The organism is Planococcus sp. BI3, from assembly GCF_056680115.1.
In genome coordinates this window covers 139430-152069 of sequence record NZ_CM155266.1, presented here as the reverse complement: position 1 = coordinate 152069, position 12640 = coordinate 139430, and the positions used below count along the sequence as shown (strand labels likewise).

Annotated in this window: 13 protein-coding genes and 1 other annotated feature; all 13 genes read right to left on the bottom strand. The window is 45.8% G+C overall.

Annotated features, from left to right (window positions below):
• Positions 1–8: 8 nt before the first annotated feature.
• Entirely contained in the window at positions 9–1295 is a 1287-nt protein-coding gene (locus tag AC1MEO_RS00760) for a solute carrier family 23 protein (RefSeq protein ID WP_480333738.1), read from the bottom strand.
• Positions 1296–1322: 27 nt separating this feature from the next.
• Positions 1323–1859, bottom strand: a complete 537-nt coding sequence (gene pyrR, locus AC1MEO_RS00755) for a bifunctional pyr operon transcriptional regulator/uracil phosphoribosyltransferase PyrR (RefSeq protein WP_480335988.1) — start codon at positions 1857–1859, stop codon at positions 1323–1325.
• 194 nt (positions 1860–2053) lie between these two features.
• Entirely contained in the window at positions 2054–2965 is a 912-nt protein-coding gene (locus tag AC1MEO_RS00750; RefSeq protein ID WP_480333737.1) for an RluA family pseudouridine synthase, read from the bottom strand.
• Positions 2965–3441, bottom strand: a complete 477-nt coding sequence (gene lspA / locus AC1MEO_RS00745; RefSeq protein ID WP_480333736.1) for a signal peptidase II — start codon at positions 3439–3441, stop codon at positions 2965–2967. Before lspA ends, AC1MEO_RS00750 begins: the two co-directional genes overlap by 1 nt.
• Before the next feature lie 124 nt (positions 3442–3565).
• Positions 3566–6328 (bottom strand): isoleucine--tRNA ligase, encoded by a 2763-nt coding sequence (gene ileS, locus AC1MEO_RS00740; RefSeq protein WP_480333735.1) that lies wholly within the window; start codon positions 6326–6328, stop codon positions 3566–3568.
• 42 nt (positions 6329–6370) lie between these two features.
• Positions 6371–6585, bottom strand: a binding site (T-box leader).
• A gap of 37 nt (positions 6586–6622) precedes the next feature.
• A complete protein-coding gene (locus AC1MEO_RS00735) occupies positions 6623–7144 on the bottom strand; it encodes a DivIVA domain-containing protein (protein WP_215099898.1) in 522 nt (173 codons plus the stop codon).
• Between the two features lie 94 nt (positions 7145–7238).
• A complete protein-coding gene (locus AC1MEO_RS00730) occupies positions 7239–8024 on the bottom strand; it encodes a YlmH family RNA-binding protein (RefSeq protein WP_480333734.1) in 786 nt (261 codons plus the stop codon).
• A gap of 66 nt (positions 8025–8090) precedes the next feature.
• Complete coding sequence (locus AC1MEO_RS00725; RefSeq protein ID WP_142826624.1) at positions 8091–8354, bottom strand: YggT family protein; 264 nt, start codon at positions 8352–8354, stop codon at positions 8091–8093.
• Between the two features lie 20 nt (positions 8355–8374).
• A complete protein-coding gene (locus AC1MEO_RS00720) occupies positions 8375–8857 on the bottom strand; it encodes a cell division protein SepF (protein ID WP_480333733.1) in 483 nt (160 codons plus the stop codon).
• The gene (locus AC1MEO_RS00715; RefSeq protein WP_480333732.1) at positions 8854–9525 is read right to left on the bottom strand and encodes a YggS family pyridoxal phosphate-dependent enzyme; all 672 of its coding nucleotides are present in this window, start codon (positions 9523–9525) and stop codon (positions 8854–8856) included. Before AC1MEO_RS00715 ends, AC1MEO_RS00720 begins: the two co-directional genes overlap by 4 nt.
• Positions 9526–9637: 112 nt before the next feature.
• The gene (gene ftsZ / locus AC1MEO_RS00710; protein WP_480333731.1) at positions 9638–10831 is read right to left on the bottom strand and encodes a cell division protein FtsZ; all 1194 of its coding nucleotides are present in this window, start codon (positions 10829–10831) and stop codon (positions 9638–9640) included.
• Between the two features lie 59 nt (positions 10832–10890).
• The gene (gene ftsA, locus AC1MEO_RS00705) at positions 10891–12174 is read right to left on the bottom strand and encodes a cell division protein FtsA (protein WP_480333730.1); all 1284 of its coding nucleotides are present in this window, start codon (positions 12172–12174) and stop codon (positions 10891–10893) included.
• Positions 12175–12276: 102 nt separating this feature from the next.
• A complete protein-coding gene (locus tag AC1MEO_RS00700; RefSeq protein WP_146556527.1) occupies positions 12277–12639 on the bottom strand; it encodes a small basic family protein in 363 nt (120 codons plus the stop codon).
• Between the last annotated feature and the right edge of the window lies 1 nt (position 12640).

Sequence of the window (12640 nt, the reverse complement as noted above, 5' to 3'; positions counted from 1 at the left end):
AAAGGTGATTATTCAGTTCCGTCGTCTAATTCTTTTTTATTCATTCCTGGCAGCACCAGATTCAAGATGACGCCGACAATAGCGGCGAGTGCCATGCCTTCAATAGAGAAGGATTCGCTGAACTCCAGCTTGGCTCCTCCGATTCCGATGACCAGAATCACTGAAGAGATTACCAGGTTGCGGTTGTTGCCAAAGTCGATGTTATTGTCTACCAGCATGCGCAGCCCTGAAGAAGCGATGATGCCGAACAGCAGGATTGAAATTCCGCCAAGAACTGCTGTCGGAATGGTCTCGATGACTGCCATCAGTTTGCCCAGGAAAGAGAAGGCGGTGGCGAACACCGCAGCTCCAAGAATGACATAAACCGAGAACACTTTCGTAATGGCCAGAACGCCGATGTTTTCACCGTATGTGGTCTTTGGCGGGCCACCGACCAGTGAAGAAATAAAGGTCCCGATGCCGTCGCCCAGAATCGAGCGATGCAAGCCCGGGTCTTTTATGTAATTGCGATTTACGATTTTGCCAAGTACCAGTTGATGTCCGATATGTTCTGAAATCGTGACGATGGCAATCGGAACCATGACGAACAGCAAGGTTGGTGTGACCTGGAACGAATAATCCACTCCTGGAATCAGGAACTCCGGCACTGCGAACCAGCTTGCTGCACTGATAGCTGAATAATCGATGATGCCGATGGCGGCTGAATAGACATAGCCCACGATGATGCCGATCAGGATGGGCATCAATGAAATGATGTTCTTGAAGTAGATATTGCAGATGATCGCTGTCAACAATGTGACGATGGCTGCCGAGAAATGCAGCAGGCTGTACTCTGAGCCTTCTCCAACCGGAATGGTCATTGCCATATCCACCGCTGTACCGGATAAAGCCAGTCCGATGACGATGATGACAGGACCCACCACTATCGGCGGAAGCAGTTTCATGAGCCACCTGTAACCTGTTTTCCAGATGATCAGCGCGACGATGGCGTAGACCAATGACACGAACATGGCGCCGATCATTGCTGATCCGATGCCGCCGGTTTCAGTGGCGATGGTAATCGGCACGATAAAGGCGAATGAAGATCCCAGATACGCCGGCACTTTAAATTGGGTGATGATGATGAAGATGATAGTGGCGATACCACTTGTCAACAATGCGATGGCTGGGCTCAAACCCACCAGCTGCGGCACCAGGATGGTCGCTCCAAACATTGCAAACATGTGCTGCAGGCTTAATGAGATCCATTGTGCTGCTTTCGGTTTATCGTGTACATCTAAAATGGCTTCGCTCAATTTCCGTTCTCCCCTGTCTCTATCTCTCTATTCGTGAATGGCTACCCGGTCAACCTGGTCGCTTTCAATCATTTGTACGACAATCCGTTCATCACTCGAAGTCGGAATGTTTTTTCCGACAAAATCGGCACGGATCGGCAACTCCCGGTGCCCCCGGTCAATCAGTACAGCCAACTGGATCTGTGCCGGCCGGCCAAGATCCATGACGGCGTCCATTGCAGCCCGTACTGTCCGCCCTGTGTAAAGCACATCATCCACCAGGATGACTTTTTTATCCAGGATGCTGTGCTTGATGTCCACCTGCTGCACAAGCGGTTCCTGATTTTTCGTTTTGATGCTCAGGTCGTCTCTGTAAAGGGTGATATCAAGTTCACCTTTCATGATCGGACGCCCTTCAATTTTCTCTATTTTTTCTGCCAGACGCTTCGCGATAAAAGCTCCACGCGTCTTGATGCCGACCAGTATGCATTCATCGATGCCTTTATTGCGTTCGATGATTTCGTGTGCAATACGGGTGATGGCACGAGCAATTGCCTGTTCGTCCAGAATATCCGCTTTTTCCACCATGGGATCCGCTCCTTTTTTGCAAATAAAAAACCTCTTGCCCGAGAGGCAAGAGAATAGATGCGCAGAAAAATTCAGCACGGAAGACAAACTTCCGGCTTGCGTAAATACCTTCTCAGCCTCTCTGGACTGTTATTAAAGGTGTTTGTTATTCAGTTCGTTTTTTCAAGTATAAAGAAAGGTGATCGGGTTTGTCAATCCTTGTCGCGAAGAGATTCCAGAAGTTCTGCAAATTCAGCTGGCGGTTCTACAGAAAACTCCATGTATTCGCCGGATTTCGGATGAACAAATCCAATGACTTCCGCGTGCAAAGCCTGTCCGCCAACATCCATCGTTTTTTTCGGTCCGTATTTTGGATCGCCGACAAGCGGGTAACCGATATACTTCATATGGACACGGATTTGATGGGTTCTTCCCGTTTCCAGGCGACATTCCACCAGCGTGAAATTGCCGAAGCGCTCCAATACGCGGAAATGCGTTACTGCATGCTTTCCTCTATCAACGATTGCCATGTTCTGGCGTTCTTTCGGATCGCGTGCAATCGGCGCTTGAATCGTTCCCTTATCATGAGGAATGTGGCCGTGTACAAGCGCTACGTATTTACGGGTAACAGTCTTTTTCACCAATTGATCGACTAATGATGTATGGGAAGCATCATTTTTGGCCACCATCAATAAACCAGAAGTATCTTTATCGATTCTATGGACAATCCCTGGACGCACCACACCATTGATTCCTGAAAGGTCCGTGCATTGATGCATCAAGCCATTCACCAATGTGCCTTTGGCATGTCCTGGAGCCGGATGGACAACCATCCCTTTTGGTTTGTTGACCACCAGTACATCTTCGTCTTCATAGACGATTTCCAAGTTTAGGTCTTCAGGCACAACATCCAGTTCTACAAGCTCTGGAGGCGTGACTATGATGATGTCCTGCAAACGCACTTTGTAATTCGGTTTTACGGTAAGGCCGTTAACTTTTACGGCACCTTCTTTGACCCAGTTGGCAATCTGTGAACGTGACCATTCTTCATCTATCGATGACACGGCTTTGTCTAATCGTTCGCCGGCCATTTCCTCTAAAATTTCAATCGTTAAATCTTCCATTAAGACACCTTTTTCTTTTGTTGTTTTTCGTCATAAATAATATAGATGATCATCAATACGACACCGATCGTCAAAGCAGCATCCGCAACATTAAATATCGGAAAATCATAATTGATTACTGGAATCAGCACATCAACAAAATCGACGACTTCTCCGCGCAGCATCCGGTCGATGAAATTGCCGACCGCCCCACCTAAAAGAACCATCAAACTCAGTTGAAACAGGGGCTGCCCTTTGGCATGTTTATGAAAATAGTAAAGAATTCCGATGATGACTGCCACGGTGATGATCGCAAACAGCCACATCTGTCCCTCCAGCATTCCCCAGGCAGCTCCACGATTGCGGTGTGAAAGCCATCCGAGATAAGGGTCAATTACCGAAATCCGTTCACCCAATTCCATATTTTTCAGAACCAGCCATTTTGTCCATTGGTCTAATGCGATTATCAATAATGCGATTCCATAATAAATAAACATCCGTATCCTCCGTCAATTCAGCAGTCAATCTATTTTAACACAATGTCAGCAAAAAAAGTAAAGGTCTGAAAAACCGGATAGCCGGTTCTCCAAACCTTTCTTGTGAATAGGCGTTCAGCTTTGCTTACGCGTATTGTGTTTCTACTACGCTTGCACAACGAGGGCATAATGCCGGATGTGCTTCGCTTTGGCCAATTTCTTCAGAAATCGTCCAGCAGCGCTCACATTTCTCGCCTTCCGCTTTTTCAACTGTCACCGAAACTTCGTTCAGCTCTACAGCATAGTCCGGCGCCTGGTCCTGAGTGCCACCGTATTCGTATTTGGATACGATGAACAATTGAGCCAGATTTTCATCAGTTGAAGCCAGAAGAGACGCAAGTTCTTCATTGCCGTAAACCGTCACTTTTGCTTCCAGTGATTTACCGATGGTTTTAGCGGCGCGTGCTTCTTCCAATGCCTTCAGCACATCATCACGGACATCCATGAAGCGGCCCCACTTTTCATCCAGGCCTTCAAACGCCGGATTCGAAACGGCTTCTGGGAAGTCGGTCAATTGAACACTTTCTTCTTCAACAAAGCTCAGGTATGACCACAACTCATCAGCTGTATGCGGAATGATCGGTGCCGACAGCTTAAGAATCGCCATCAACGAATCGAACATGACGGTCTGCATCGCACGGCGGTGCAGATTATCAGCGCTTTCGATATAGACGACATCCTTCGCGACATCCAGATAGAAAGAACTCAAGTCGTTGGCGCAGTAATTATTCAATGCATGGTAGATCGTTGAAAATTCGTAGGTTTCGTATGATTTCCGAACTGTCTCCACCATCTTCTGCAGTTTCATCGCCATGTATTGATCCATTTCGCGCATATCTTCAAATGCCACGCGATTCTCTTTTTCATTGAAATCAGCCAAGTTTCCGTGAAGGAATTTCAGCGTGTTGCGGATTTTGCGGTAAACTTCCGATACCTGCTTGAAGTTCTCGTCAGAAACTCGAACGTCCGCAGTATAGTCTACAGAAGCAACCCACAAACGCAGAATGTCCGCTCCCATTTGGTTCATCACTTTCGATGGCACAATGACGTTGCCGAGCGACTTGCTCATCTTGCGGCCATTGCCGTCAAGCGTGAAACCATGGCTCAGGATGCCTTTATAAGGTGCGATGCCGTTAATTGCGACACTTGTCGTCAACGAAGAGTTGAACCAGCCGCGGTATTGGTCAGATCCTTCCAGATACAGATCCGCCGGGTACTGCAGATCTTCACGCTCAACAAGTACACCCTGATGAGACGATCCTGAATCGAACCAAACATCCATGATGTCCATCTCTTTCGTGAACAAGCCGTTCGGGCTGCTCGGATGGGTGAATCCTGCAGGCAGTAATTCTGCCGCTGGACGTTCAAACCAGATATTCGAACCGTTTTCACGGAACAGATCTGCAATATGCGCAATCGTTTCTTCTGTGATGACCGGATCGCCATTTTCAGCGTAGAATACTGGAATCGGAACTCCCCATACGCGTTGGCGTGAAATGTTCCAATCTCCGCGGTCGCGCAGCATATTATACAGGCGTGTTTCGCCCCATGCCGGTGTGAACGAAGTTTCTCCGATGGCTTTCAGGATCTGGTCGCGGAATGCATCGATCGATACAAACCACTGAGCCGTTGCACGGTAGATGACCGGTTTTTTCGTCCGCCAGTCATGCGGATACGAGTGCGTAATAAAGGAAAGTTTCTCAAGAGCGCCCGCATTGTCCAGCGCTTCTGTGATGGATTTGTTGGCTTTGTCATAGAATTCCCCTTCAAATCCAGGAGCTTCATCTGTCATGACTCCGCGCTCATCAACTGGACAAAGAATCCCCAACCCGTATTTCTTGCCGATCAGGAAGTCATCTTCACCATGGCCAGGTGCCGTATGGACGCAGCCTGTACCAGAATCAGTCGTTACGTGATCACCCAGCATGACCAATGAAGTCCGGTCATATAATGGATGCTTCGCCAGGATATTTTCCATTTCGGCACCTTGCAATACGCGGACGACTTCGTAATCCGTCCAGCCCAATTCTTCCGCAACTTCTTTCAATAGCTCCTGAGCAATGATATACAGTGAGCCGTTTACGGAAACTTCCGCATAATCCAATTTGGCATGTACAGAAATTCCAAGGTTTGCCGGGATTGTCCAAGGTGTGGTTGTCCAGATCACCAATTTTGTTCCTTCAACCAAAACGCCTTTGCCGTCAGTGACAGGGAAAGATACGTAGATAGAAGGAGATTTTTTATCATGGTATTCGATTTCGGCTTCAGCAAGTGATGATTCACTTGACGGGGACCAATAAACCGGCTTTAGCCCTTTATAGATATAGCCTTTATTGGCCATTTTGCCGAATACTTCAATTTGGCGTGCTTCGTATGCCGGATTTAACGTTACGTATGGATTGTCCCAATCACCGCGGACACCGATTCGTTTGAATTGTGAACGCTGGCTGTCGATTTGCTGATAGGCATATTCTTCACAAAGCTTGCGGAATTCCGCTAGTGACATTTCTTTGCGATTGACGCCTTTGTTCGTCAAAGCCTGCTCAATCGGCAATCCGTGTGTATCCCAGCCTGGAACGTATGGTGCGTGGAAGCCCATCATCGAGCGGGAGCGCACGATCATATCTTTTAATACTTTGTTTAAGGCATGGCCCATATGCAAATCGCCGTTCGCATAGGGAGGCCCATCATGAAGGATGAAGAAAGGACGGCCTTTGGTGCGATCCAATACTTTCTTGTAGATATCCATCTCTTCCCATTTCTGTTGCATTTCCGGTTCCCGATTCGGCAAATTGCCACGCATCGGAAAATCTGTTTTCGGCATCAATAACGTATCTTTGTATTCCATTTCCATTCCTCCTGTAGGCATAATAAAAAGCCCCCATCCCTGGAAAGGGACGAGAAGCTTAGACTCGCGGTACCACCCTTGTTGCAGCTAGATAGCTGCCACTCGATCACCGTAACGTGGCGTAGACGGAATTGGATACTGTCGTTCACCAATTCTGCTCAAGAGTGATTTTCGTCCATGCGTCCGTACCAGGCTCCCACTGCCCCTGGTTCGCTTTACCGTCCTTCATGGCGTACTGTCTCTATCAGCGCGTTTTTTTGTATGTCGTAATTATAGAAGCAGAAAGTCTCAGAGTCAAGAGTTCGACTCTTCTTTGTCCTTCTCGATCTTCTCCAAATTCTGAGTATCGATGTCGTATTCCAAAAGCGTCTCCCAATCATCTGTTTCGATTAAATCCAATTGGGCCTCGACCAACATTTTAAAGCGGTTCTTAAAGATGCGTGATTGCTTTTTCAACTCTTCGATTTCTGTTGCAATGCGGCGTGCTTTGGTCAATGATTCATTGACGATGCGGTCTGCATTTTTCTCAGCTTCCTTGATGATCAATTCTGCTTCTTTCTGCGAATTGCGGCGAACTTCTTCCGAAGCTTCCTGTGCCACAAAAATCGATTTCTGCAGGGTTGATTCTATTGTATTGAAATGGCCAACACGCTCATCAGTGGTTTTTAACCGTTCTTCAAGCGTTGACTTGTCTTTTAGCAGGATTTCATAATCTCTCATAATCTGTTCCAGGAATTCATTTACTTCATCTTCCTGATATCCTCGGAATGCTCGGCTGAATTCTTTGTTATGTATATCTAACGGGGATAATGGCATTGAGTAAACCTCTCCTTAAAGTGTCATCTTATCTTCCTATTATACAGTTCATGACTCGAAATTTCAGTATTATTTCGTATTTTTTCCTAGCCGCCTACTTTTTCGCTTCCAGGCGGCCGATCTGCAGCCGGACTTTGTCCTTTTTGGTTCGCCCTTCGATCATGATCAACCGCACACGGCCATAGCCTCTTGATGAAATCATATCCGATTCGTGCAGCTCAAACGACGGCTGTTCCTGCAGGGTCCAGTTGACTTTCACTTTGCCTCCATGAATCAATGCGGATGCTTTCTGCCGGGAAATATTATAGACCGAACTCATAACCGTATCCAGCCTCATCGAACTGACCGTATACGATTCTTCTGTCCACTCTTCGCTGGTCTCGATCATTTCTTCTGCTGCTGCCACTTCGTTCAATTGAACTTTCACCTTTGCCGCACTGACAAAATTGCTTTGCAGATAAGGGCTGATTTCATTCATGACAGCCAGTTGAACCCGCTCATTGTCGATTCGGATATCCCCGAACTTGCTGCGGTCCAGTCCAAGCGACATCAAAGATCCCAGAATATCCGGATGGCGCAGATTGACAAACTTCGATGGGTATTTCAATTCAAAAACGGTAATGTTGAAATCCTCTTGCTGCGGCTCAAAATAAGATGGATACAGCAAGACTCGCTGACGTTCCGCGTCTTTGAATCCTCCCGAAGACATCATTTTCACATCACTCGAGCCCATCACCGCTTCCACGATGAATCGCTGCCGGGGATCTAAAAAATCAGTCAGCTTGGGTGAATAGCGGTCTTCCACTTCCCGCAGCCAGCCTGACACTTGCTCGATAAATTGCTGTTCTTCTTTTCTAAAATGCTGAAATATCTCTTCCATAGGGATGCTCCTTCACGTGTGATCAGTTGTTCAAGAAAAAAACCTCACATCACGTGAGGTTTTGAGTTAAATGAGGTAACCAGCCAGAACAACAATCCCCTGGCTTGCTAAGCTTAATGTAAAAATCGCCACAATCGGAGAGATATCTATCATGCCGATCGGCGGGATGAAACGTCTGAAAATATCCAGATACGGATCCGTAATCTTTGAAATCATTTGGCCAAAGCTGGATTCTTTAATGCTCGGCACCCAGCTCATAAAGACACTGACAATCAAGATATAGAAATAGATGTTAATGGCCGAAAGCAATAAGTTTACAAGAACTATCATATTATTTTATGGCACCCCTCTTATTGTTGATCATCGTAATAATAATCTGAAATGGCGCCATCCACTTCTACAGTGTCTGGTACACAAAGGAAGATGTCAGTTCCAATGCGTTGAATATCTCCGCCAAGGGCATACACTGTCCCACTCAAAAAGTCGATGATCCGAAGACCCTGATCTTTTTCAATGCGTTGAAGATTTACAACTACAGCCTGTTTGCTTTTCAGGCTTTCTGCAATATCCTGCGCTTCTGCATAAACTCTAGGTTCTGCCAAGCTGACTTTCGAAGATTTTGCAGCACTTTGTAAACTGACTAAATTAGGCACAATGGTCTCCTCCACTTTCTGGCGCCGTTCTTTCGGTGATTTTTTCGGCTCTTGTATTGCTGCAGCCGGTTTCTCATACCTGGGAGCTGGCTTTTGTTGTGTTGCGGGCTGTTCCCGTACTTGTTCTTCTTCGTATTCATCCAAATAAAAGAAGTTTTTGAATTTGTTTTTCATGCTCATCGCTTTGCCTCACTTTCCGACCCGACTAACGCTGTTCCAATCCGGACAAAACTTGCCCCTTCCTGAGCAGCGATCAAGTAATCATTGGACATGCCCATAGAGCACTCTGTGCATGGTGCATGTGTCCAGTTTTTCTCTGACACTTGGAGTTGGAGTAATTTTAATCCTTTAAACGCTTCACGGATAACGCGTTCATCTGTTGTATTCGGTGCCATCGTCATCAATCCGACTACCTGGATTTTGTCATAAGCCTCCAGCGATTTGATGAAATCAATTGTTTCGTCAGCCGCAATCCCGCTTTTTGACTCTTCACCGGACACATTCACCTGAACAAAACATTTCACTTGCCGATTTGCACGTTTTTGAATTTCTTTCGCCAAGCTTAAACGGTCCAATGAATGCAAATAATCAATTTCATTGATGACGTCTTTTACTTTTCTGGTTTGCAGATTGCCGATATAATGCCAGGATACATCCTCATCAATCGCTTCGAGTTTCTGCGCCAATCCTTCTGGACGGTTTTCACCCAAATGGCGAATTCCTGCCTGGATTGCTTCTTTCGTACGCTCCACGCCAACTTGTTTGGTGACAGCGATCACTTGTATATTATCCTTCACAGCATTCAACTGCTCGGTGATTTCTTCAAATACCGGTTTAATGGGTTTCATGTATTCACAACTTTTCTATAGAAGTCCAATATATTGTATCAAGTTTTGGCTAATTTATCAATCGAGCCCTTTTCCGAAAAAAAAACAGCTGCCCAACCGGCAGCTGTTCGGATTAACGTCTCTTTTGACGATTGCGTAAAAACGTTGGGATGTCCAATGCATCGTCGCTATGTTTTTCCTGTCTTTGTGGTTCCTGATTGTAATAAGGGGGCTGTTCTTCACGGCGCTGCTCATCGCGGCGCTGATCTTCACGACGCGCATCACGGATTGAAGGTGTTGGAGCCTGTTGTTGAATCGACTGCACGCGGCTTGAATTCAATCCAGAGCCTTTAGGCGTTCTTGGCTGAAGCTGTTCTTCATTAAAGCCGGTAGCAATAACTGTCACGATGATTTCGTCCTTCAGGTTATCATTGATAACAGAACCGAAAATCATATTTACTTCTTCATCAGAAGCTGAAGCTACGATATCCGCTGCTTCTTGAACTTCATAAAGGCTTAGGTTTGAACCGCCTGTAATATTCATCAGAACACCTTTTGCTCCATCAACAGAAACTTCCAGCAATGGGCTTGAAACAGCTTTTTTAGCAGCTTCTGAAGCGCGGTTTTCTCCTGAAGAAACTCCGATGCCCATCAATGCAGAACCTTTATTGGACATGATTGTTTTTACATCGGCAAAATCCAAGTTGATCAATCCAGGAACGGCGATCAAGTCGGAAATACCGGATACACCCTGGCGAAGAACATTGTCAGCTTCGCGGAATGCTTCAAGCATTGGTGTGTTTTTATCAACGATTTCAAGCAAACGGTCATTTGGAATAACGATCAATGTATCAACAGATTCTTTCATTGAAGAAATGCCGCCGATTGCTTGCGTCGAACGTTTGCGGCCTTCGAATGTGAAAGGACGTGTAACTACTCCTACAGTCAAAGCGCCAAGTTCTTTAGCGATTCCAGCTATAACCGGTGCTGCACCTGTTCCGGTACCGCCACCCATTCCTGCTGTAACGAAAACCATATCCGCTCCGCGCAAGGCTTCTTCGATTTGTTCTTTGCTTTCTTCTGCTGCTTTTTTCCCTACGTCAGGGTTAGCTCCGGCACCAAGTCCGCGCGTCAATTTTCCGCCAATTTGAAGGCGTACTTCTGCTTTGGACAAGTTTAAAGCCTGTGCATCTGTGTTTACAGCAATAAATTCTACACCTTGGACTCCGTGCTCGATCATGCGGTTAACAGCATTATTTCCGCCGCCGCCTACACCGATAACTTTAATTACGGCTAGTGCGTCAATATTTGTATCAAATTCCAACATTCTTTTTCCTCCTAAAATTGCTTAGCTTTTATAGTTGCAAGCTAGATACAATGTTGATTTTATTCAAAGAATCGATCAAACATCTTTTTGGCTCTAGTTACGACACCTTCAGAATTTTGTTTTGGCTGTTTTTGTTTCTTAGGTTGCTGTACTTCCTGGTGTTCAACTTTAGCAGTTCCTGAAACAGCTCCACCATTTCCAACACGGCCATAGAAGACATCTTCCATATACGCATATTGAATAAGGCCGACTGCTGTCGTGTATTGAGGTTCACGGACGCCGATAAATTCTGGTGTGAATAGTCGAACACGCGTCTGCAGGATGTTTCGTGCAAGTTCAGGGAGTCCGTCCAATTTAGCCATACCACCGGTTAAAACGACTCCTCCTGGCAGGTCTTGGACACCCAGACGGTAAAACTCATCTAAAATCAGTTCGAAAAGTTCTTCCAGGCGAACCCCGATTATTTCAGATATGTATTTTTGGTTATATTGTTCTGTTGAATCCGATCCTATGACAGGAACTTCAAAGACTTCATCTTCTGAAGCATCTTCATAAAATGCATGGCCATGTTCAAGTTTGATTTTTTCAGCTTGATCTGTCGGTGTCTTTAAAATGATGGACAAATCTTTTGTAACGTGGTCGCCTCCAACTGGTATAACAGAAGAAGCGGTCAAGTGGCCGTCTTGGAAGATGGCAATGGAAGTAGAACCTCCACCGATATCGATACATGCTGTGCCATGATTTTTCTCATCTTCAGTCAATGCGTAACTTCCTGCAGCAAGTGGCTGTACGTAGATATCACGGATTTCAAGCCCTGCTCTTTCCACACAGCGGAGTACATTGTGCAGAATTGTTTTAGAAGTTGTCACCATTGTACCATCCATTTCGAGGCGGATACCAATCATGCCCCGCGGATCTTTAATTTCACCTAAATGATCAACCACATACTGTTCAGGAATTATGTTGACCAATTCCCGTTCTGGTGGAATCGACATGACTTGAGCCGCTTCCAATACACGATCCAGATCATCGTCGGTAATTTCCCGATTTTCACTGTTCACTGCTACAATTCCCTTAACAGGCTGCAGCACCGCTTTGTTCGCTGGAATTCCCAGCACAACTTCATGGATTGATTTGCCTATCATACGCTCTGCTTGATCGACCGCTTTTTTAATGGACTGCACCGTTGCATCTATGTCAACAATCGCACCTTTTTTAATCCCATTAGATTTCACATTTCCGACGCCGATTACATTCAGCGACTTGTTGGCCATTTCCCCGATTAAAACTTTAACGGATGACGAACCGATATCTAGACTAACGTATAATTCTGATTGACTCAATTCGTGGCACCTCCTTATTAAACTGCTGTACTTATATTCTATTGTAAATTATGCACCTTGTCTAAGAAAATCGCAAAACTTCGAACAATTTCCTTCAATTGTTCAAATAGTCTCTCTAACTTCTTTCTTTTCAGCCCATTTCGCCAAAATGATGCGGCGAATAACCGCAATGTTCTGGAATAGCCGCACACCGAACGCGAAAATTGCAGCCAAGTATAAATCGACTCCTAGATGGACACCAAGAAAAGCAAGGCCGGCCGCCAACGCGATGTTGAAGAAAAAGCCGGAGACAAATACTTTATCGTCGTAGACTTGCTGCAAATGAGCCCGGATTCCTCCGAAAAGTGTATCAAGTGACGCCAATACGGCTATCGATAGATAATTGGCATATTCTGGAGGGATTTGAATGTCTGTCAAGAGCCCAAGCGATATACCGAGTATTAAACCTAAAATGGACAGCCACATC